General features: G+C 44.5%; 23 protein-coding genes and 1 tRNA gene. 15 read left to right on the forward strand and 9 right to left on the reverse strand.

Annotated elements, in window-relative coordinates:
* Positions 1–60 precede the first annotated feature (60 nt).
* Positions 61–975 (reverse strand): LysR family transcriptional regulator, encoded by a 915-nt coding sequence (locus ACINWC323_RS10500; protein WP_009511255.1) that lies wholly within the window; start codon positions 973–975, stop codon positions 61–63.
* A gap of 98 nt (positions 976–1,073) precedes the next feature.
* Here ACINWC323_RS10500 and ACINWC323_RS10495 point away from each other — a divergent pair, with 98 nt between their 5' ends.
* Positions 1,074–2,282 carry an alpha-hydroxy acid oxidase gene (locus ACINWC323_RS10495; protein ID WP_009511440.1) on the forward strand — a complete coding sequence of 403 codons (1,209 nt, stop codon included), beginning with the start codon at positions 1,074–1,076 and terminating at the stop codon, positions 2,280–2,282.
* A gap of 114 nt (positions 2,283–2,396) precedes the next feature.
* Positions 2,397–3,710 (forward strand): MFS transporter, encoded by a 1,314-nt coding sequence (locus tag ACINWC323_RS10490; protein WP_009510824.1) that lies wholly within the window; start codon positions 2,397–2,399, stop codon positions 3,708–3,710.
* A 143-nt stretch (positions 3,711–3,853) separates the two neighbouring features.
* Here the strand turns inward: ACINWC323_RS10490 and ACINWC323_RS10485 are convergent.
* The 4 genes from ACINWC323_RS10485 to ACINWC323_RS10470 form a co-directional block, all read right to left on the reverse strand.
* Positions 3,854–3,929 (reverse strand) — tRNA-Gly (locus ACINWC323_RS10485).
* Positions 3,930–3,991: 62 nt separating this feature from the next.
* Entirely contained in the window at positions 3,992–5,413 is a 1,422-nt protein-coding gene (gene cysS / locus ACINWC323_RS10480) for a cysteine--tRNA ligase (RefSeq protein ID WP_009511046.1), read from the reverse strand.
* Between the two features lie 349 nt (positions 5,414–5,762).
* Positions 5,763–7,040, reverse strand: a complete 1,278-nt coding sequence (locus tag ACINWC323_RS10475) for an ISL3 family transposase (RefSeq protein ID WP_000610830.1) — start codon at positions 7,038–7,040, stop codon at positions 5,763–5,765.
* 12 nt (positions 7,041–7,052) lie between these two features.
* A complete protein-coding gene (locus tag ACINWC323_RS10470; RefSeq protein ID WP_000098298.1) occupies positions 7,053–8,087 on the reverse strand; it encodes a permease in 1,035 nt (344 codons plus the stop codon).
* Positions 8,088–8,198: 111 nt separating this feature from the next.
* Between ACINWC323_RS10470 and ACINWC323_RS10465 the strand changes: the two genes are divergently transcribed.
* From ACINWC323_RS10465 to ACINWC323_RS10405, 13 genes are all read left to right on the forward strand, one after another.
* Positions 8,199–8,513: an ArsR/SmtB family transcription factor gene (locus ACINWC323_RS10465; RefSeq protein WP_008294929.1), complete on the forward strand. Its 315-nt coding sequence runs from the start codon at positions 8,199–8,201 to the stop codon at positions 8,511–8,513.
* Between the two features lie 228 nt (positions 8,514–8,741).
* The gene (locus ACINWC323_RS10460) at positions 8,742–9,314 is read left to right on the forward strand and encodes a hypothetical protein (RefSeq protein WP_009510861.1); all 573 of its coding nucleotides are present in this window, start codon (positions 8,742–8,744) and stop codon (positions 9,312–9,314) included.
* A 223-nt stretch (positions 9,315–9,537) separates the two neighbouring features.
* Entirely contained in the window at positions 9,538–10,515 is a 978-nt protein-coding gene (locus ACINWC323_RS10455; protein WP_009510971.1) for a KpsF/GutQ family sugar-phosphate isomerase, read from the forward strand.
* Between the two features lie 3 nt (positions 10,516–10,518).
* Entirely contained in the window at positions 10,519–11,058 is a 540-nt protein-coding gene (locus ACINWC323_RS10450; RefSeq protein ID WP_009511185.1) for a KdsC family phosphatase, read from the forward strand.
* A gap of 39 nt (positions 11,059–11,097) precedes the next feature.
* Positions 11,098–11,646, forward strand: coding sequence for an LPS export ABC transporter periplasmic protein LptC (gene lptC / locus ACINWC323_RS10445; protein ID WP_005231526.1), 549 nt, complete (start codon positions 11,098–11,100; stop codon positions 11,644–11,646).
* A complete protein-coding gene (gene lptA / locus ACINWC323_RS10440) occupies positions 11,630–12,178 on the forward strand; it encodes a lipopolysaccharide transport periplasmic protein LptA (protein ID WP_032881366.1) in 549 nt (182 codons plus the stop codon). The genes lptC and lptA overlap by 17 nt, the downstream gene beginning before the upstream one ends.
* Positions 12,178–12,924: an LPS export ABC transporter ATP-binding protein gene (gene lptB / locus ACINWC323_RS10435; RefSeq protein ID WP_004773613.1), complete on the forward strand. Its 747-nt coding sequence runs from the start codon at positions 12,178–12,180 to the stop codon at positions 12,922–12,924. Before lptA ends, lptB begins: the two co-directional genes overlap by 1 nt.
* Before the next feature lie 349 nt (positions 12,925–13,273).
* Positions 13,274–14,764, forward strand: coding sequence for a TolC family outer membrane protein (locus tag ACINWC323_RS10430; protein WP_005231524.1), 1,491 nt, complete (start codon positions 13,274–13,276; stop codon positions 14,762–14,764).
* Positions 14,764–16,887, forward strand: coding sequence for a type I secretion system permease/ATPase (locus ACINWC323_RS10425; RefSeq protein WP_032881386.1), 2,124 nt, complete (start codon positions 14,764–14,766; stop codon positions 16,885–16,887). The genes ACINWC323_RS10430 and ACINWC323_RS10425 overlap by 1 nt, the downstream gene beginning before the upstream one ends.
* A gap of 24 nt (positions 16,888–16,911) precedes the next feature.
* Positions 16,912–18,102 carry an HlyD family type I secretion periplasmic adaptor subunit gene (locus tag ACINWC323_RS10420; RefSeq protein ID WP_005231522.1) on the forward strand — a complete coding sequence of 397 codons (1,191 nt, stop codon included), beginning with the start codon at positions 16,912–16,914 and terminating at the stop codon, positions 18,100–18,102.
* A gap of 94 nt (positions 18,103–18,196) precedes the next feature.
* Positions 18,197–18,796: an IMPACT family protein gene (locus ACINWC323_RS10415; RefSeq protein ID WP_009511309.1), complete on the forward strand. Its 600-nt coding sequence runs from the start codon at positions 18,197–18,199 to the stop codon at positions 18,794–18,796.
* Positions 18,789–19,403, forward strand: coding sequence for an acyltransferase (locus ACINWC323_RS10410; RefSeq protein ID WP_009510846.1), 615 nt, complete (start codon positions 18,789–18,791; stop codon positions 19,401–19,403). Before ACINWC323_RS10415 ends, ACINWC323_RS10410 begins: the two co-directional genes overlap by 8 nt.
* Before the next feature lie 116 nt (positions 19,404–19,519).
* On the forward strand, positions 19,520–20,362 hold the full coding sequence (locus tag ACINWC323_RS10405) for a universal stress protein (RefSeq protein ID WP_005231519.1): 843 nt from the start codon (positions 19,520–19,522) through the stop codon (positions 20,360–20,362).
* A 119-nt stretch (positions 20,363–20,481) separates the two neighbouring features.
* Here the strand turns inward: ACINWC323_RS10405 and ACINWC323_RS10400 are convergent, their stop codons facing one another.
* From ACINWC323_RS10400 to ACINWC323_RS20035, 4 genes are all read right to left on the reverse strand, one after another.
* Entirely contained in the window at positions 20,482–21,150 is a 669-nt protein-coding gene (locus ACINWC323_RS10400; protein ID WP_005231518.1) for an O-methyltransferase, read from the reverse strand.
* A 137-nt stretch (positions 21,151–21,287) separates the two neighbouring features.
* On the reverse strand, positions 21,288–22,001 hold the full coding sequence (locus ACINWC323_RS10395) for a D-Ala-D-Ala carboxypeptidase family metallohydrolase (RefSeq protein WP_005231517.1): 714 nt from the start codon (positions 21,999–22,001) through the stop codon (positions 21,288–21,290).
* A gap of 126 nt (positions 22,002–22,127) precedes the next feature.
* The gene (fdxA, locus tag ACINWC323_RS10390) at positions 22,128–22,457 is read right to left on the reverse strand and encodes a ferredoxin FdxA (RefSeq protein WP_004652744.1); all 330 of its coding nucleotides are present in this window, start codon (positions 22,455–22,457) and stop codon (positions 22,128–22,130) included.
* A gap of 167 nt (positions 22,458–22,624) precedes the next feature.
* The gene (locus tag ACINWC323_RS20035; RefSeq protein ID WP_009510985.1) at positions 22,625–22,792 is read right to left on the reverse strand and encodes a hypothetical protein; all 168 of its coding nucleotides are present in this window, start codon (positions 22,790–22,792) and stop codon (positions 22,625–22,627) included.
* Positions 22,793–22,822 lie beyond the last annotated feature (30 nt).

Below are 22,822 nucleotides of genomic sequence, written 5' to 3' on the forward strand. Positions count from 1 at the left end.
CAAACTGTTTATTTTTTTTAATAAGTATATTAAGAAAAAGATTTATATAGATAACAGGTGTTATAAAATATCATTCGGTCTTAGGGAAAAATTGATGTGTTCACGTACTAATATTTGCATGGTTGGAATAATATTTCGAATATCGCCACGTCTCCACTGAAAAGCATAATGCAGTGAGGGGAGTGGAGGGTGACTTTCAAGTTGAATCAGTGTGGAATCTGCACCATTTTCCATCCAGCCTTTGGGTAAAAAACCAATCCCAACACCTTCTCGAATCATGCCGGCAACAGCACTCCAGTTATTACAGGTAATACGTTTAATTTCATGAATATTTTGGCTTAATAGCCAGTCATCCAGAATACGGGTTGTTCCCGCACCAGCGGGTAGGGTAACCAGTGTATGTTGAGTTAATAGACTGATTAAATCTTGGGGTGAGTCCTGATCGAGTAAAGACTCGGCGATCATCCATACAAAATCAGCTTTGGTAATGGACTGAGAGAGAATACTGCTTTTAGAAGACCGGCCCGCCATGATGGCAAAATCGAGTTCTCCTGCATCTAATTTCTGTTCAAGCACTGCACCTACATCTACATAGGGTTCTAGGTGTAATAGAGGGTGCTGTTTCTGGGCAATGGCAATAAATTTAGGTAACCAGGTCAGTGCGGATAATTCGCCCACACCAAACTTTAGTCTTCCATTTAAGCCTTTGTGTTGATTCGTAAAGGTGGTTTGTAGGGTGATGACGGCTTCAAGCACATTACTGGCCATGCTTAAAAGACGTTCTCCATCCTCGGTTAAAACCGCTCGATGGCCACGTCGATCAAACAGTTGATGATCTAAAATACACTCTAATTCATGAATTCTTTGAGATAACGATGAAACAGAGATATGCAGGCGTTGTGCTGCGATTGCAAAATTATCACATGTTGCAGCCCAGTAAAAAGCTTCCAGTTGCTTGATGGTCGGAGATGACATTGTTCGATTTTTCCGAATAACCTTGTTTAAATAATATCGCTTTTCTTTATGTTGCTCTATCACTATAAAGTAGATAGTGGAATATGGATGAGCGATGTATGGACGTAAATAAGCAAAATATTCAGGCAGAAGCGATGCCTTCTAAGCACCAGCCTAAAATTCTGGACGATATTTTATGTTTACAGGATTTTGAGGCAAAAGCACGTCGAAAACTCCCTCGACCGATCTTTGGTTATATTGCTGGCGCGGCAGAAGATAATACGAGCCTGCAGGATAATCGTACAGTTTTTAAAGATTATCGTTTTATCACGCAGGTCTTGACAGATGTTTCTCGGCGAGATCAAAAAGTAGAACTGTTTGGAAAGACCTATCACGCTCCGTTTGGCATCGCACCCATGGGCTTAAATGCATTGTCAACTTATCGGGGAGATGTAGTGTTAGCACGGGCTGCACAGGCTGCCAATATTGTTTCAATTATGAGTGGTTCATCCTTGATTCCGTTGGAAACTGTAGCAAAAGCTGCACCAGATACATGGTTTCAAGCTTATCTTCCCGGGGATACCGCACGTATTTTGGCCTTGCTGGAGCGGGTAAAGCATGCAGGTTTTCAGACCTTGGTGATCACGGTGGATATCCCTGTTTCTGCCAATCGTGAAAATAATGTGCGTACAGGTTTTTCGACGCCCCTGCGCCCAAGTTTACGTTTGGCTTGGGATGGGCTGACCCGGCTTTCCTGGTTATTTGGGACTTTTTGCCGGACACTGATGCAGCATGGAATGCCTCATTTTGAAAACTCCTTTGCCACAAGAGGTGCACCGATCTTATCTGCAAATGTGCTTCGTGATTTTTCTGCCAGAGATCATTTGAACTGGGAACATTTCAAGCAGATCCGTGAGTATTGGCAAGGAAATTTGGTGATTAAAGGCGTGCTCAGTGTTAAAGATGCCCGTCTTGCCAAAGACATGGGGGCAGATGGCATCATTTTATCTAATCACGGTGGTCGTCAGCTGGATGGTGCCACTTCACCGATGCGAATTTTACCGGATGTGGTTCAGGCATTAGGTTCCGATTATCCGGTCATGATTGATAGTGGTTTCAGACGGGGATCAGATGTGCTCAAAGCCATCGCATTAGGAGCAAAGATGGTCTTCGTTGGACGACCTTTTAATTATGCAGCCGCTGTGGCAGGGGATGCAGGGGTTGCGCATGCGATTAACCTGTTACGTGATGAAGTCGATCGCAATATGGCAATGTTAGGTGTGAATCGTTGTGATGAGTTGAATCCCGATATGCTTATCCATTGTTGATCTTCAGATTAGCGCGTCTTTTTACTTTTAATTATCCGCTTGAATGATGACCTGTCTTATAGATGGAAACTATAGGCGATAGGGGTCATGTGCCTTAAATAAAGGATTATCAATATGCAAAATGTTTATGAAACAGAACAAGAAAAAGCCAAACGTCTAAAGAAAGTGGCCACAGCGACCATTGTGGGTTCAATGTTGGAATGGTACGACTTCTACTTATATGCCACGATGGCCTCTATTGTTTTTAGTAAAGTTTTTTTTGATAAATCTGATCCGAGTACAGCAGCAATCGCGGCCTTTGCAACCTTTGCAATCGGATTTATTGCCCGACCATTTGGCGGTATATTTTTTGGTTTTTTTGGCGATCGTTATGGTCGTAAGAAAATGCTTTACATTACCTTTTTGCTTATGGGCTTATGTACCGTTTTTATCGGTTTAATTCCCAGTTATGACACGATTGGGATTTGGGCGCCGATCCTGTTAGTTTTTTTCCGGATTATTCAGGGGCTGGGTGCAGGAGCAGAGTTTGCCGGAGCGGCAATTACCTCCTATGAGCATGCATCAGATGAAAAACGTGGTCGTCAGGGCGCTTGGCCAGCATTGGGTCTGAATTTAGGCTTATTATTATCCTCACTCACTATTTTCCTACTCACTTTAAATGGGGATGAGTTTTTATTAAATGGCGGTTGGCGTATTCCATTTTTACTCAGCTTTGTATTGGTACTTGTCGGAATTTGGGTCAGAAAAAATTTACCTGAAACGCCAGATTTTGAACAAAAAATTAATGATGATTCAGAAATTAGAACTGAAAATCCTTTTAAAAGTTTACTGAAGGCGAATCTAAAAGGCATCTTGGTGGTTTTGATTGTCGCAATTGGATATAACGCGCTCAGCTATATTTTTAAAACCTTCTCATTGGCTTATTTGACACAGTTTAAAGGGGTAACAGCCCATGTTACTTCCTTGTCGATTACCATTGCCAGTTTGGTCGCCATTGTCACTGTGCCATTGTTTGGGTGGCTATGCGATTACTGGAGTAGTAAAAAAGTTCTGATCTTAGGTGGGCTTTTATCACTATTATTTGCATATCCATTTATGAAATTACTGGAGACAGGTCAGGATACCTTTATCTATGTGGCAATTGCGATAGGAACCGGTATTTTGGCACCCATGATGTTTGCTTCGCAGAGCTCATTTTTATGCCGACAATTTTCAGTGGAGAATCGCTCTACTGGCGTGAGTTCTAGCCGAGAAATTGGTACGGCTATTGCGGGTGGATTGGCTCCATTAGGTGCGTTGAGCATGGTTGCAGCATCGCCAACACATTCAACAGTCAGTGTCATCATGATTTTAATTACGGCAGCAGTCTTTGTTGTGGTTGCCGCGTTATGTGATCAGGGTTACCGGTTCTCTAAACATAAAAATTAATATCTATGCTCTAGGCACTGTTGAAATCAGGATTTCAATAGTGCTGGATCAAAAGTATGTATATATTGTTGGTTATCGGGGCTGGGCATTTAAATATATTAATAAAAAAAGCCCTTATCTTTCGATAAGGGCTTTTTTGAATTTGGAGCGGGAAACGAGACTCGAACTCGCGACCCCAACCTTGGCAAGGTTATGCTCTACCAACTGAGCTATTCCCGCAATAGGACGCATTATAGAGAGTTTCATTCAACTGTCAACTCTCTAATGTGCTAAGTGTTGAATTAATCAGCACGTCGCCAGATTGTACCTTGGCGTGTATCTTCCAAAACTACACCCTGATCAAGTAAAGACTGGCGAATACCATCAGCTTTGGCAAAGTCTTTGGCTTTTTTCGCATCAACGCGTTGCTGAATGAAGTCTTCAATATCAGCATCAGAGAGGCTTAAGGCTTCCTGACCAATATCCGATTTCAGGAACTCATCTACATCATGTTGAACCAGACCCAGAATATGGGTTAAATGACGCAGGGTAGAGTAAAGAGCCGTTGCCTGTTCCGCTTGCTCTTCTTTCACCGCACGGTTGAGTTCTTTATTGAGTTCAAACAGGACTGCCATGGCTTCAGCAGTATTGAAATCATCGCACATTGCATTGTTAAAGCGTTCCACAAAGTTTTGTTCTAAAGTCTCAATCGTTTTTTGACCATAGACTTGCTGATAGGCTTTAAAAGAGTGATAGAAACGGCTGAGTGCTGTTTTTGCTTCTTTTAATGCTACATCAGAGAAGTTAACTGGACTGCGATAATGCGACGACACAATAAAGTAGCGAATCACTTCCGGATGGAACTTCTCCATCACATCGCGAATGGTAAAGAAGTTGCCTAAAGACTTAGACATTTTCTCGCCATCGACATTGATGAAACCGACATGCATCCAGTAATTCACATATTGTTCGCCAGTTGAGGCTTCACTTTGTGCGATTTCGTTTTCATGATGCGGGAACATCAGATCTGAACCACCACCATGAATATCGAAATGATTGCCTAGGCAGCAAGTAGACATCGCAGAACATTCAATATGCCAGCCTGGACGGCCATTGCCCCAAGGTGAAGCCCATGCAGGTTCATTTTCTTTGGCATGTTTCCACAGCACAAAGTCAAAGGGATGTTTCTTTTCAACTTCGACATCCACACGTTCAGACGCACCCGCTTGCATGTCTTCCAGTTTACGGCCAGATAGACGACCGTATTTGTCGAATTTGCTGACTTCAAAATAAACATCGCCATTGCTGGAAGGGTAAGCAGCACCTTTATCGACCAAGGTGTTAATCATGCTTTGCATCTGATCAATATATTCAGTTGCTTTGGGTGCTTCATCTGGTGCCGCACAGCCTAGGTTGGCTGCATCTTCATTCATGGCATCGATAAAACGTGCCGTGAGCTGCTGAATGCTTTCACCATTTTCGTTGGCACGCGCAATGATCTTGTCATCAATGTCGGTAATGTTGCGAATATAGCGAACTTTCCAGCCTTGGCTACGCAAGAAGCGAATGATGTAGTCAAATGCAACCATAACCCGAGCGTGCCCGATATGACAGTAATCGTAAACCGTCATACCACAGACATACATATCGATTTGACCTTCTTTGCGTGGGACAAATTCAACTTTTTTACGTTGCTCAGAGTTATATAGAACAAAAGGTTGCATAAGGGTTTTCAAACACTCTACAAAAATCGTTATTCATCATAACGTATGCACCATATTTCATAAAGTTATCAGCAGAAAAAAAGATGATTAGCTGGATGTGGGTTGGAACGACTAAATTCTGTTTTAGGGCTTAATAAATTTCAATAGTGAATCATTCGTTGAATCAAGCTGAAAGCAAGGTATTGTATAGAAGCAAATTTATTTGAAAATGAATTTAATACGAGTCAAGATGTTTAGAAATTTCAGCGGCTAAGAACGATATGTTTTCTACAGAGAACCCTTTTAAAAAAGGGGTATACGGATTTAATGGTTGATGGGGCACCTTTACCCCACCAACCTGATACCATTATCAGATGGTTGATAGATCGACTCCGTAGTTGAGTTCCTCTGCGAAGTCCGGCAGTCCGTAACCGATGGTTTTCTTGTAGAAAGGAGAGACCTTCGCAGTCGGTGCCTTCTTCTTGTGCTTCGTGGTGTAGAGCATTCGTGCCCGCATCACCTCGAAGGAGTAACCGCGCCCTTCACGGTTCTTGTCCTTGGCCAGTCGGTTGATGGACTCCGTGTAAGCGTTGGTGACGGGCATGTCCGTCTCGAAGTAGGTCATGGTCTCTTCGCGCCAGTTTCCCACTGCCCTGACCAGATCGCTCCAGACTTCCTTTTGGCCCTTCGGGATGGTGGCTATCCACTCGTCCAGGGCGGCTTCTGCCTGGAGCCGTGTGGTGGCGTCCCAGATGCCGTAGAAGCGCTCCTTGTGCTCGTAGGCGGCCAGCAGTTGCGGGAACGCGCCTGTCCAGGTCTCCATGATGAGGCGCTCCCGGTCTGAGACTTCGTGAGCGCGTTTCAGCAGGATTTTCCGGTCTCCCTTGAGAGTCCGGCTCTGGGACGGTTTCAGCTCCTTTCTGAGGCCCTTGCGCACTCTCTCTAGGGCATCGTTGGCCATGCGCACCACATGGAACTTATCGACCACGATACGGGCCTGGGGCAGCACAGCCTTGACCGCTGCCCGGTAGGGGTTCCACATGTCCATGCTGACGATCTCGACCTTCTGCCGGTCTTTCAGCTTCATCAGGTAGTTGGTCACCACGTCCTGGCGGCGGGTGGCCAGCAGGTCGAGCAGGGTTCGCTCCTCAATGTTGGTCAGAATGCAGCGGTAGCGCTTGTTCAGGTATAGCTCGTCAATGCCCAGGATGCGGGGCGTCTCGAAGCGGTGCCAGCGCCCCAGGAACTCGGCGCGGGCGTTGAAGATGTCGCGCACCGTCTTCTCGTCCAGGCCGGTCTGTGCCGCCACAAAGGTGTAGGGGTGGTTGAAGGATTCCTTCTCCACGTACTCATGCAGCCGCAGTGTCATACGGAATCCGTCCACCATCTCCGGTAGCTGGGGCCTGAATGTTGTCTTGCAGGCCCGGCAGGTGTATCGGCGGCGGACCACCCAGAGAGTGACCCGCTTGCCGTGGATGGGCAGATCACGATAGGGAACGTCACGCTTGCCGAACCGCACGAACTCACCCTGCACGCCGCACCCCTCGCAGGCTACTGGTGTAGGTGCTTCAAGCCGAAAATGTATGTCTTCATTCTGCTCATCAGAATCCACCAACTGGTACCCAGGAAGGCTTAACGAATTAATCATCTCCCGCCTTGATCAGAAAAACAGGTAGGTGGCGTAACCGGCAATCATCGCCATAGCAAAAATGACTGCTAAAAACGCCGCTAAAAGCTTCAGCGTGAACAAAGAGCGCAACAGAATGAGCTCAGTCAGGCTGGCTCCGGCACTGCCGATGATCAACGCTAGCACCGTCCCGGCACCCACGCCTTTGGCCATCAGAGCCGCTGCCAGAGGTATGACGGCTTCAGCGCGAATATACAACGGCACGCCGATGACAGCGGCAACTGGAATGGCAAAGGGATTATCTGGGCCTGCATACTGCTCCAATAAGTCAGTGGGCATGAAACCATAGATCACGCTGCCAATCGCAATACCGATGAGCAGGTAAGGCAACACATCGATAAAGTCCGACCAAGCTTCCCGCCACACACCACTGTACTTCCCTTCTTTCTTAACCGTGACAGTGGGTTGACTGTCACAGCATTCGCTAGACGTAGAGACTGTTGTCTTCCTATCAGCCCCGCAAGAAGCCGTCTTCGGAGTGGTGTCGCAGCTGTTGGTGCCGCAACTCGATGCGGTCGATGTAGCACTGCACGGGCTTGCTGATGAACTACATCCACTGCTCTCTTGTGTCGCCGTCCGGCGCACATAACGCTCGAAGCCAAGCGTGTGAAGCAGCCATCCGGCACCTACCGCGACCACCAAAGCGGCGAGCACATAGATAGCAGTAAGTGTCCATCCAAACGTGGCAACCAGCAGGCCGACGACGATAGGATTCAGCAACGGAGATGAGAAAAGAAACACCATCATCGGCCCAAAACCGGCCCGTGCCCGAATCAACCCTTTCAACATGGGGATAGTCGAGCAACTACAGAAGGGCGTTATAGCTCCTAAACCAGCAGCAAGAAAATAGCCTCGCTTCCCACTGGAAGTCAGTAACGCTTCCACCTTGGATGGTGGGATGTGACGTTGAAGAACTCCGACCAGCAAGCTAATGCCAATGAATAAAACCGATAGCTCGATAGCGAGAAAGGCGAACATGCCTAGAGCGTCTTGGAGTTGAGATGACATTCAATATTACTCCTATATTTCTAGTATTGTCGAAATGATGTACGCAGCCTACTTGCGTTTATCCGACCTGTCAACTATAATTCTAGAAACATCGAATTATTGGGGCGTGCTATGGATCACGAAAAGGTTGCAGCCAGCTTAGCTGAGCTAGGGAATAGTCACCGACTGTCCGTGTTCCGCTTTCTGGTCAAAGCTGGCCATGATGGGGCTTCGGTCGGAGATATCCAGAAGGGGCTGGGTATTCCTGCTTCGACGCTATCACATCACCTTGCGCGCATGGCCAAGGTAGGGCTGATCCGGCAGGAGAAACATAGCCGCACGATTGTCTGTATATCCGAGTATGGGCACCTAGAGAATTTGATCGGTTTCTTACAAGAGGAATGTTGTGCAGGTGTCCGGATTGCGCATGAACCAGAACCGCTTTGACGCTTGCCCAGCTCTCGCTGTCCTCCCTAGTCAGCATCGCTATGAAGACTCAGGCGAAGGTGGAAACAGAAAATTGGCAGTAGAGTAGGCTGAAGAGGATCAATCAGATAATCCGCTGAGAAAGATTTTCTTCTTTACATCTTTGGCATTTTATCAACCAGAAATTCCGGATACCCTAAAAAAGTAGGTGTTGCACTTCTGGTCATCGGTGTTCTTGATATTATTTTGATGATTTATTGCATTATCAATCAAATTGGTTACTCATCCAGTTTTAATATATTCGCTGTGATTGTTGGTATTCTTCTTCTAAAGGGCAGTGTCAAGACAGCACGTATAGCACGATGGTTGAGTGTATTCTTCTTTATCATGTTTATTGGGATTGTTATACGTGCAATCCTATTGATGCCTTTTGACCTATTAAAACTACAAATAAAATTAAATACGTGGTCTGCGATAGTTTTTTTCCTGTTCATGACGTTCTTTCTCTACTTTATGATCTGGATTTATCGTCAGCTTTCCTCTCCCCATGCATTGAGACGATTAGCTCAAGCAGGCTATGCAACGGATAGACCTTTGTCAGCTTATCTGTCTGCAACCTTCCTGTTTATTTTTATGATCGGAATGTTTATTTTCTTACAAGGTAGTGAGTCAGAAAAGAAAGCTAAGGAATTGGCTCAGCAACAACTTGGCTCTGGTTTCCAGTACTATGTTTCTAGTACTTCTTTTTCTGAAAATTCAGGGCAGGCAAATGTAGTTGCATATTCAGATAAGGAAATTCGGAATGTTCAGGTAAGTTGGTAATCACGGTAAAATAAGCGATTGAAATATATTTTCCTTCGCTTTATGGCACTATCTTTGATCACTGAGTTGACTAATGGTTTTGAGTTATTTCTCTCCATTTTTCATGAAAACTTATACATTTAGAAACGTGCAGAATTCACAGTTATGTTAGAATCGCCTTCATTCTTTTGATTAAAATCATCTGCCGATTGGTAGATAGAGTATTATTTTGAGTCAAACTCATATGTCACACGCCATAAATTTCCAGAAAAGCGCACTCGAAACCCTGCGTATTGAACAGCAAGCGATTGAAGTGCTTGCCACCCAGATTAATCAACATTTTGATCGTGCATGTGAAATATTATTGCAATGCCAAGGTCGTGTGGTCATTACGGGGATGGGGAAATCGGGTCATATCGGTCGTAAAATGGCAGCAACCTTTGCATCGACAGGTACACCTTCATTTTTTATGCATCCAGGTGAAGCGGGGCATGGCGATCTGGGCATGCTGGTGCGTGGCGATGTACTTATTGCGATTTCAAACTCGGGCAAGAGTGATGAAATCATGATGTTGATGCCATTGATCAAGCATTTAGGTGTGCCATTAATCACGATTAGCCGTGATGATAAAGGGCCAATGCCACAAAATGCGGATGTGGCATTAACACTGGGTGCTGCTGACGAAGCGTGCCCTCTAGGCTTGGCGCCCACCTCAAGCACAACTGCAACACTGGTGCTTGGTGATGCTTTGGCGGTTGCGCTACTGGAAGCACGTGGCTTTACCGCAGATGACTTTGCGCGTTCGCATCCGGCAGGCGCATTGGGGAAACGTTTGCTGTTGCATGTGAAGCATTTGATGCATACAGGTTCAGAGTTACCCAAGGTACGTCCTGATACACCGATGAACAAGGTGCTCTATGAAATCTCGGATAAGCGTCTTGGTTTAACGACGATCGTTGATGAGCATGACACCTTATTGGGTATTTTCACTGATGGTGACTTACGTCGCATGATTGACCAGCAACAGGGTTTTGATGTCAATCTGGCGGTTTCTGAGGTGATGACTAAAAATCCGTTCACCATCTCTCAGGAAGCCCGTGCGGTAGAAGCATTGGAAAAAATGCATGAGAGAAAAATTAACCAGTTTGTGGTGGTGGATGACACCAAAAAAGTGATCGGTGTGATCAGTATGCATGACCTTATTCAGGCGGGAGTAAATTAAGCCATGGCATCTTATGCTTTACAAGAACAAGCACGTCATTTACAGGCACTTGTGCTTGATGTGGATGGGATTTTAAGCGATGGCTTTGTGACCTTAACCAATTCGGATGATGAAATTAAGTCATTTGATATCCGTGATGGTCTGGGCATGAAACTGGTCCAGCAAGCGGGTATGAAGGTGATTATTATCACGGGCCGGAAAAGTCATATCGTTGAAAAACGCATGTCTGATCTTGGTGTCGATCTGGTGTATCAGGGGCGTGAAGATAAGGGAACTGCTTTGCGTGAAGCATGTACCCAGTTAGGCTTATTACCTGAAGACTGCATCTATATGGGAGATGACTGGCCGGATTTGTCTGCATTTGCAATTGCCGGAATGAAAGTCACTGTTCCCAATGGCCATGAAGAAGTGCGTCGTCGTGCCAATCTGGTGACCCAGGCGATGGGCGGTCGTGGGGCTGTCCGGGAAGTCTGTGATATGTTGTTGATGGCAAAAGGTGTTTACCAAGAACTGCTTGAAAAATATCTTGCGGTACCACATTAATATAGTGTTGATTTGCTCAAAGGTTAGGTAACCCAGTTTATGGATACCAAAGTTTTATATGTTGTTGCTGTTGCAGTCGCTGCGGTGAGCGGTGGCTATTATTATTACAGCGGCAAGGCAAAAAAGCTGGATGTTGATTCAGCCAAGAATATGACCTATTCCGCACAGGGTGTTCACTTAACACAAACTGATGAGCAGGGTAATTTATATATTCGTGCTGAAGTGAAACAGTTGCAACAGAATATGCAACTGAAAACCTCTCAGCTTGATCAACTGAATGCAGTGATGTACAAACAGGGCAAAGCAGACGCAACCTTTTACGCAAAACAGGCAAATGGCTATGACGACAACACTAAAGTTGTCTTGCTTGGTAATGTCGTTGCGACGAAATTGTCCGATCAGGGTAAAATGGAGTTTCATACCGATGAGCTCACGGGTTACCCGAAAACAAGAGAACTCGAAACACAACATCAGGTCACGGTTCAATCACCGACTGCTGAGTTTGTGAGTCAAGGTCTCAAGGCTAATATGAATAATGGTCAATATGAATTTTACAAAATTCGAGGAAAGTATGCGCCAAGCTCTTAATTCTAAATCTCGTCTCACTTTCCTAAAACAAGCCAGCTGCGTGGCTGTGATTGCATTATCTGCAAGCACCAGCTTTGCCTTGCCTTCAGACCGCAATCAACAGCTTTCACTGGTTGCTGATCGCGCAACCTATAATGATAAATCTGGTGTAACCACCTATACCGGTAATGTCGTGATTGAGCAGGGCACCATGAAACTGCAAGCAGATTCACTGGTGGCCAACCTGAATAGCAAGAAAGAAATTCAAACCATTACGGCAAAGGGACGACCTGCAAAGTTCCAGCAACAAATGGATGCCAACAAAGGTCTAGCACGTGGTGAAGCGCAAAATATCGTCTATAACGCAGATACCGGGATTATTACGCTAACAGGTAATGCTTACCTGTATCAGGATGGATCAAGTATTCGTGGTAATAGCCTGAAATATAGTATGAATAAAGGCGATGTCGAGGCGCAGGGCTCATCAAGTAACCGTGTACAAATCATTATTCCACCATCAAGCTCTAAAAGCTTCCCAGGGGCACGTGATTAATGGAACAAGCAGTGCAGCAACCACAGACTTTATGTATCAAACATTTAGCGAAAAACTATAGTAAACGTTGGGTGGTCAAAGATGTATCTTTTACCATGCAAAGTGGGCAGATCGTGGGTCTGCTTGGCCCGAATGGTGCAGGTAAAACCACCAGCTTCTATATGGTTGTTGGCCTTGTTCGGATGGATAAAGGCGAGATTCATTTAGATGACCTCGACATGTCTGACCTTGCGATGCATGAACGTGCGCGTAAAGGCATCGGCTATTTACCGCAAGAAGCTTCCATTTTCAGGAAGTTAACCATTTCTGAAAATATTATGGCGATTTTGGAAACGCGTAAAGATTTGAACAAACAGCAACGCCAGCAACGTCTGAATGAATTGTTAAGTGATTTTAAAATTACCCATATCAAAGATTCACTGGGTATGAGTGTGTCTGGTGGTGAACGCCGTCGTGCTGAAATTGCCCGTGCTTTGGCCGCAGATCCGAAGTTCATGCTACTGGATGAACCGTTTGCCGGGGTCGACCCGATTTCAGTAGGTGATATTAAAGATATTATCCAGACGCTAAAAGATCGTGGTATCGGGGTGCTTATTACCGATCATAACGTGCGTGAAACGCTGGCGATTTGTGAAAAAGCCTATATCGTTAGTGAAGGTTCAGTCATTGCGGAGGGAACACCGCAAGAAATTCTGGACAATGAACAGGTGCGTAAAGTCTATTTAGGTGATGATTTCGTCGTTTAACCTCGAATCAACTGTGCATGTGAAGAAAGAACCGGAAGGTTCTTTTTTTTTATGGCTGCATATAAATCAGATTGCTCAATCCCAACTCATTTAGTGGGGAATAGCGAGAATTTTATTCTAATTAGCTGATAAATATTTATTTTATTTTTTTTAATTAGTTTGGCATATTTTATAAAAATGAGAACTGTTTTACAAAAATAAACACTTATAAATGTGTGAAAACGTGTTTAGAACATAGTGTTTTATGTAAAAAAATGATTAAAATGAAAATGCTGAAATGATAACAATACGAAAAAATATGAACTTAAAGAACGATATAAAAGTGAATAATGGATCATGGAAAAGAAGTATGAGTTTTAAGTGGTTACTTTATGCAGCAACGCTATCTGTACCAATGACACATGCAACCACACCAAGTGAACAGTATCACACTTTAAAGAACAATTTGTCCCGGCTGTTTGTTCCGCAAAGTAGTGATGAGTTTAAAGTTGCGCAAATGCAAAAGTTGAGCAACTTCTCGGTCGATTCCTCACTAGGCAATGATTTACCTGTTGTTGGATCAGGACGTCCACAAGAGACGGCGGTCGCAAATGCATTTTGGCAGAATCAGCGTAAGGTATTGAGAGATGCCGTGCAGGTAGCGGTACAGCGTAATCCGGATATTGCACAAGGAATCGCGGCACTGGCATCGCAAAATGCCAATATCGACGTGGCAAAATCAGGCTACTATCCACAGATTGGCGGTGGTGTCAGCACAGGAGATCTGGGGAAGAAAAGTACACGTGGACAGCAACTACTGACCTTGAGTGCAACCCAGATGCTTTATGATTTCGGCAAGGTTAAATCGGGTGTCAATGTAGAAAAAGCCAAGGTGTTGGTTGGACAGGCCAATGTGCTGGTCAAAATTGACGATATCTCCTTGGATGTGGCACAAACTATTATCAATATTCAGCGTTATCAGACGCTTATCCGGATTGCCAATCAGCAGATTGCCGGGATTAAGCGAATTCAGGAAATGGCCAATCTGCGTGCCAATGCCGGGATCAGTAGTCAGGCTGACCCGATCCAGGCCCAGTCTTATTTACAATCTGCACAGTCAGCAATGATTGCCCAGCAATCTTTACTCAGTCAGTACCAGCAGCATCTTTATACCTTGCTCGGTTTTGATACCCGCAACGTGCAATGGACCATTCCTGACGATTTTGTAAAACAATCAGATTTATACGCAACACCACAGTTCAACACCATTCCACAAATGATTGCTGCACAGGCGGGCATTGAAGTGGCGCGTAATCAAAAATTACAGACACAGGTGAGTAATTATCCGACACTATCGGTAAAAGGAGAACTGAGTCAGGCTTTACACGGACGCAACCCGGGAAATGATAAAGAAGGCGGCTTTGATAGTGCCATCATGCTGGAAGCCAGCAGCCAGTTCTACCAAGGGGGAGCGACTTCTTCCAGAACACGCGCCGCCAGTTATGCTGAAGAGGCAGCAAGAGCGCAAGTAAATGCGGTTTATCTCAAGGTGCTGGACCAGATCCGTACCAGTCGTGAACAGATTGAAAATAAACAACGCCAGATGCAGGTTTTGGCAGGACAACAAGCAACAACAATACGTACAAGAGAACTTTATCAAGAACAATATAAATTGGGAACACGGACTCTAGTCGATTTGCTCAATGCAGAACAAGCGATTCATAGTGCGAACTCAGAGGCTGAAACAGCACGTTATGATATTTACAGCAGCATTGCACAATACATTGCTGCGACAGGACGTTCTCGTCAGGCCTATGACCTCAATAATTTAAATATACAAGGGTTTGAGGTACAACCATGATTACTACAAAAATAAATTATCAGCCATGGTTACAGGCAATATTAACCATCGCCAAGCATTACCGGATTGAACCATCTGAAGAACGGATTCGCTTACAACTGGACTGGAACCAGAACCAGAACCTAGATGAGGTCCTGATTCTGATCAGCCGCCAGATTGGCCTGAACTTACGCAAAGTTGCCTTTAGCAATGATGTGATTAACCCTTGGCGCCTACCGGTATTGGTCGAACTGGCCGACGGGCAGGTTGGTGTGATTGATAAGGCGGATGGTACCGGACATGTCAGCATTCAGCTCAGCGGTGATCAGGGCCTGTCACAGAAATTTGCCGTCGGTGCATTGAGACATATCATTAAGAATGTCTATGTACTGCGTCCTGAACAGTCGGTTCCTGATGCGCGTGTTGATGAATATATCAAGCCTTATCAACCGAGCTGGTTCTGGTCGATTGCCTTGCAAGACTGGAAGCGCTATATCGATATCATGCTGGCCTCGATGATTGCCAATATTCTGGCATTGGCGACCATTATTTTCTCCATGCAGGTCTATGATCGGGTCGTTCCTTCACAATCCATTCCGACGCTGTGGGTGCTGGCAGCTGGCGTACTTATCGCCGCAATTTTCGAATTTGTGCTGCGTCTTTCACGTATTTACATTTCAGACATTATTGGGAAACGGGCCGATTTACGAGTGTCTGACCGTGTATTCGGTCATGCGCTGCGTATCAAAAATAGTGAGCGCTCTAAGTCTACCGGTACTTTTATTTCCCAGATTCGGGAACTGGAAGGTGTGCGTGAGCTGGTCACTTCGACCACAATGGGCGCGATTGCAGATTTACCATTTTTCTTCTTATTCCTGGTTATTTTTGCGCTGATTGGCGGAAATTTATTCTGGGTCATGCTCTTGGTCGTACCTTTAATGATTTTGCCTGCAATCTTGGCACAAAAGAAACTGGCGCAACTGGCACAAGAAGGGATGCGCGAATCCTCGATTCGTAATGCGATTCTGGTTGAAGCCGTACAAGGCATTGAAGATATCAAGCTATTACGTGCAGAGTCACGTTTCCAGAACCAGTGGAACCACATGAATGAAGTGTCTGCCGATATTAGCATGCAGCAACGTAAAATTGTGGGGATGCTCACGGCATGGACACAAAAGATTCAGGGTCTGACCTATGCTGCGGTAATTCTGGTAGGGTGTTTTGCCGTCATGGAAGGTGAGATGACGACAGGGGCGCTGGTGGCCTGTTCGATTTTGTCTTCGCGTATGCTGGCACCGATTTCGCAAATCACCGGGATTCTCGGGCGTTTACAACAAGCTAAAGTAGCGAAAAAAGGTCTGGATGAATTAATGAAGAAGCCGGTGGATCAGGCTGATCAGGCCCATCTGGTGCATAAAGAAGCGTTACATGGCGACTATGAGCTGAAGAAAGTCGTATTCCAATATTCCGAAGACGATCCACGTCCAAGTCTGTCTATTCCACATTTGAAGATCCGGGCGGGTGAACGTATTGCCATTCTCGGGCGAAATGGTGCGGGTAAATCGACCCTATTACAGATCTTGTCGGCGATGCAATCTCCGAATGCAGGTTCGGTGTATTTAGATGACCTGGATATTAGCCTGATTGATCCGTCCGATGTCCGTCGTGACATGGGCTTACTCAATCAAAATGCACACTTATTCTATGGCACGATTCGTGAAAACCTGACGTTAGGTGCGCCACTGGCACGTGATGAAGACATTTTAAAAGCGCTGAAAGTGACTGGTGCATTGAGCTTTGTGCATGAGAAGAAAGAAGGGCTGGATCATCTGGTGTTAGAAGGTGGGGTCGGTTTTTCTGGGGGGCAACGTCAAGCGTTATTGTTGGCACGTTTATTGATCCGTCAACCGAATATCCTGTTGCTGGATGAGCCAACGGCAGCCATTGATGATGTCGCCGAGAAGCAGCTGATTGATCATTTAAGAAGCTGGCTCGGTTATCGGACTTTGGTGGTAGCAACCCATCGCCGTGCCGTTCTGGAACTGGTGGACCGGATTATTGTCATGAATGAAGGCAAGATCGTAATGGATGGGCCAGTAGAACAAGTCTTACAACAATCAGCAATAAAACAAAAAATAGTTTAATACTTAGAGCATAGAGGCAAATTTATGAGTGAAGAACAAAAAACGGGTAGTCGTCCGATGAATGTAACTTACAAGGAACCTAAGTTACCTCGTTCGACACTCGTTGTTTGGATGATTGGGATTGGTTTACTTGTACTCTTGATCTGGGCATGGTTGTTTAATTTAGAAGAAGTTTCTACGGGGACCGGTAAAGTTATTCCATCTTCAAAAGAACAGATCATTCAGTCACTTGAAGGGGGTATCCTAACCAAGCTGGATGTGAATGAAGGGGATGTGGTGGAAAAGGGACAGATTCTGGCCCAACTCGACCCAACCCGTTTGGCGTCGAATGTGGGCGAGTCGCAGTCTTTACTGATTTCGGCACAGGCCACCGCAGCGCGTTTACGTGCCGAAGTGAATGGCACGCCACTGACCTTTCCTGAAGAAGTTAAGAAAAGTCCTAAGCTGGTTCAAGAGGAAACTGCACTTTATTATTCGCGCCGTGAGAATCTGGAGCAATCCATCGCAGGTTATGAACAGGCGGCCAAGCTAGTACGACAAGAGCTTGCCATGACTGAGCCATTAGTAGCCAAAGGTGCAGCCAGTGAAGTTGAGGTATTGCGTTTAAAACGTGAAGCCAATGACTTGAATAACAAGATCAATGACACCCGTAACGAATATTATGTCAAAGCGCGAGAAGAACTTTCCAAGGCCAATACTGACATTCAGACGCAACAACAGGTGGTGAATGGGCGTGCTGACAGCTTGCAACGTGCGGTATTTAAAGCACCAGTACGGGGTGTGGTCAAAGAAATTGATGTCACGACTTTAGGTGGGGTGATTCCACAAAATGGTAAATTGATGACCATTGTGCCACTGGAAGATAAATTGTTGATCGAAGCACGTATTTCACCGCGAGATATTGCTTTCATTCGTCCAGGACAAGAGGCTCTGGTAAAAATTACGGCCTATGATTACTCCATTTACGGTGGTCTGGATGGCAAAGTCACCATCATTTCTCCAGATACCATTCGTGATGAAGTCAAGCAGGATCAGTTCTATTATCGTGTTTATATCCGGACCGATTCGGATCGCCTCTATAACAAGGCGGGTAAGGCCTTCAGTATTACCCCGGGGATGGTGGCGACAGTCGATATTCGTACCGGTCAAAAAACCATTATGGATTATCTGTTGAAACCGTTTAATAAAGCCAAAGAAGCATTACGCGAACGCTAAGGGATGCAGATTGAGAAAACCTCGCTTCAGGCGAGGTTTTTTATTTGCCAGTGAAGCGGCTATAATCTGTTTTTCAGTTTTTATCTTGTTTTTTATGCCATTTACCATTGCCCGTACGGTAACTTTTGAAGAAGACATTAAAAAAAGTCGTTTCCAGGCGATTGCGGCTGTTGTTGAAAATGAACAGCAGGTTAAAGATTTTCTGGAACAGTACAAAGATACTTCAACCACACATCAATGCTGGGCATGGAAAATTGGGCATCATGTCCGTTTTAATGATGATGGTGAACCTTCGGGTACGGCAGGTCGCCCAATACTTGCAACCATTGAAGGTAATGAACTGACCAATGTGATTGTGCTGGTCAATCGCTGGTATGGCGGTATAAAACTGGGGACGGGGGGCTTGGTACGCGCCTATGGTGGTTGCGCAGGCCAGTGCTTATTGTTAGCAGAAAAAATTGAACTGATTGAAAAGAAAGAAATACGTTTTGCATGTCTGTTCAATGAATGGGCCATTATGCAGTATGAATTGATGCAGCAACAGATTGAGTATCAGGAAGCTTATACCGATACCGGTGTTACGGTTCAGGCCCGACTGCAAGTGCATCAGCTTGAGCCATTAAGGTTAAAACTCCAAGATGTCACTAGAGGTCGAGAGCAATTGGTATTGGTTGAGGAGCAAGACAATGAATGATCCTTTACTAAAATACCGAGAGCAGCATAAACAGCGCCTTAATTACATGCCGTGGCTGTATTGGACACTCAAGCCGAAACATCGTGAATGGGCAGAAGCATGGCAAGCTGAATATCAGGCCTATCTCATGGAGATGGAGACGGTGGAAATCGGTAAGAACTGCTTCATTTCTCCATTGGCACATATTTTTGCTGAACGCGGTCGCAAGATTTCGATTGGAGATAATACTTTTATTGCAGCGGATTGTACCTTGCATGGCCCGTTAGAGATCGGCAATGAAGTCGCCATTAACCATCACAGTATTCTGGATGGGGGACGTGCAGGGATCACATTACATGATCAGGTTAGAATCGCAGCCTATAGTCACTTATATGCCTTTGATCATGGTATGGAAATGGATCGTGCTATCTATCAGCAACCTGTTCGCTCTAAAGGAATTGAAATTGGACGTGATGTCTGGCTCGGCGCACATGTGGGCATCAAGGACGGGATTAAAATCGGAGATCATGCGGTAGTCGGCATGAACAGTATGGTCACTAAAAATGTAGATGATTACGCAATTGTGGCAGGGAATCCAGCAAAAATAATCCGTTATCGTAATGAATAAAGGTTTATTAAAAAGCATCTGAGATTCGATACATAAATTTAACCTTCCTCACTTTTATCTATGTTAAGTTAAAAACAAGTAGAAGACCTAAGGTATGTACCTAAAGAGAGGCGAAAATGAACCGTGTAATTGCATGTATCGATTCTTCACCCTGCATTGATGCTGTGGCTGAGGCGGCCGTATGGGTAGCTAAACAGACACAAAGAGAATTGGTACTGTTGCAAATTCTGGACTATTACCCAGCGAGCTATCATTTAGGTGAAATCAGTGGGGTAATTGGTTTTGAAAGTAATGCTATGTTACTGAAAGAACTGGCTGAGCTCGAACAAAAACAAAGTGAGCTGGCCCTGGATTATAGTAATAATTTACTAAAACATATCTCGGAGCTGATCGAGAAACAGTATGGTCTGACCAGTACCAAGATTCAGGAAAAAGGTGATTTTCTTGAACAAAGTTTTAATCTGCTTGATGAAAACGATATCGTGATTATTGGTCGGGTGGGTGAGCGTGCTGCTGAGAAAAACAAACCGATTGGAAGTAATGTTGAAAACTTTATCCGTGGCGCAAACTGTACCGTCATTACAGTAGGCGAGCATTTTCAGCCACCAAAACGGTTTATTTTTGCTTATGAATATTCGCCAACCTGTCAGAAAATGCTGCAACGGATTGCAAAAAGTGATCTGTTGAAACTATTGCAATGTCATCTGCTTTACGTCGGTGATCATCCGGAGATGCTGGCAGAGCCTGAGAAGTACTTAACCGATGCCGGTTTAGAGGTGGTATCGGTGTACCGTTATGGTGATGTTGCGCAAAATATTCTTGAATATCAAAAGGAACACGATATTCAGTTGATTGTACTCGGGGCATTTAGCCATAGTAAAATTCATCAGTTCTTCCTGGGAAGTATTACCACCACGATCTTCCGGAATGCCAATGTGCCGTTACTTGTCGCTAAGTGATTCATTTCTTTCCATATAGTTATCCGCAATTCCTGTGGATAACTATATGGAAAAGCATAAGAGATAAATATAATTGGTTGATATTACACAACTAAATTAAATAGGTTGTTTTTTAGTCTCTATTTTACGATGGCAATTGCAAAGCCATCATGACCTTTTGAGCCGACTGTTTGTAATGCGGTGCAAGATAAAAGTTGAGGATGGTCTTTCAACGCCGTGAATGCTTCACGAATCCCTTCAATACTTGGTTTCTTGTTATTCGGATCCAGAATATCCCCGGCACGAATCACGTTATCCAGCACGATAATGGTACCCGAATGAGCCAGTTTTAAACTTAACTCAAAATACTCAGGATAACTTTGCTTGTCCGCATCAATAAAAATCAAATCAAAGGGTTGGCTGCCTTCAGCAATCAACTGATTCATGATATCTGCACCACGGCCTTTTTTTAGCTCGATTGTGGTGGGCATATTGGCAAAATCAATATTTTCCTGTGCGATAACAACATGGGTATCGCGTCCTTCAACAGTGAGCAAATAACCATCTTCCGGCAATGCCTTGGCGAGCCAAATGGTACTGTAAGCCCCAAAGGTGCCTAATTCCAATACACGTTTGCATTGGTTCATCTGGATCAGCATCTGCAAAAACATGCCTTGATTCGGTGCAACAGCCAAATGATTAGAAAAACCCTGGGTATCGGTATTGTCTAATGCATGTTGAAGTCTTGGGTCTGTGGGAATTAAATGTGAATTGATATAGTCATCAATCTCGGTCCACATCTGTTGCATAATCAAGTTTACCTATGAATCTGTTAGCTGCATTTTAAACATTTATGACCAGAGTGCAATTTGATTGCTCAATTAATCTGGTGTAATGAAATAAAAAAGAGATCAGTTTGATCTCTTTTTAAGTGGATATAGGTTTGTTAGAAATTACACATCGAGCTATTACGGGTCAGGTCAGGGCCCCAAGTACGATAGCCTTGTGTATCAATATGAATCTGTCCGGAACTATATAAACCAACGCCGATGTCCAGACTTTGTCCATGCTGTGCCCAGAACTGGCATAACTTGAATTTGGTCTGTTCGATAAAGGCATAGTCTTGAGGCTGCGGATATTCAGGCCCGATGCGGAAATCAATAGCCGAGTTAAACAGATGTTTGGATGAACCTGCACCGCCTGCACATTGGTTCAATGGTAAATCGCGGTAAACCGAGGTGACTTCAAAATCGGTTAAGACTTTTGCTGCGACCAGATATTTAAAGACACGTAAGGTTGGTAGGGCATTTCCCCATAACTCACGGTTTGGCACCATATATTCAGAACGACCACATTTCTGCCAGTCGCGTGCCGTCCGTAACAATTCAAAACTTGGCACAATATGCGCAACATTATTACGCGCTAAAAACTGTTCATATTCGCGGACACGTGCATAATTGTCGCCTTGACCGAGCCATTGGCGATAGGAGGCAGGTTCGACTTTATTGGGAACAGGGCGGGTAAAAGTGACTTGTTCTTGAGGAATATAAATTCTTTTACCTTGGTTTTGATTGACTTTCGGGGTTGAACTTGAGCAACCCACCATCATCACAGGGATGACAAATAATGATAATAGACCCTGTAATTTATTTCGAATCATAAAAAGCGCAGTTCATAATCGATAGGCGTATTATTTTAATGCAAAATGGCGCCTGAATAATGAGGTAATTGCAAAGAAATGTGTGATTAAAGTATAAAAAAGACCAGTAAAACTGGCCTTTCTTCATTATTTTTCTAAATATTGCAGCTTGTCTGGCTTGCCATTCCACTCTTCGCGGTCAGCAGGTTGCTCACCAATTTGAGTGATGTTATTGCCTGCCCATTTTTCAGACAATTCGGCATTGAGTTCGATAAAGACTTCTTGGCCTTCTGGTAACTCATCTTCCGAGAAAATCGCATTTGCCGGACATTCAGGTTCACATAGTGCACAGTCAATACACTCATCCGGGTTGATCACCAGGAAGTTAGGACCTTCGTAGAAGCAGTCTACTGGACAAACTTCCACACAATCTTGATATTTACATTTAATACAATTTTCGGTGACAACAAAGGTCATGGCGGCAGCTACCTAAAAATATGGTTTTCATTTTGAATAGCGTATTTTAGGCAAAAAATACCGATAGAAACAATTCCTTTTATTGATATTTATTATTCGTATCAATGAAATGGACTTATTTATATGACTTTTGTTGATAATAACTCTCAACTACAGCCGTAATTCGCTTATTTATGCTTTTTCTTGAGACCGCCGCCGTCTTGCTTATTCACTGTCGCCCAAGCAATCCGTTCAGCCTCTTCCTGAGAGCGGCCTTGGTCTAGCTCGCTTTCTTCAATATGTTTGGCTTGTCGTTTCTGTTTTGCGGTATAGGCAGTTTTATCACTACGAGACATGACATGTTCCTCCATAGACTGATAGATCTG

Source organism: Acinetobacter sp. WC-323 (assembly GCF_000314615.1).
GTDB classification, from domain to species: Bacteria; Pseudomonadota; Gammaproteobacteria; order Pseudomonadales; family Moraxellaceae; genus Acinetobacter; species Acinetobacter courvalinii.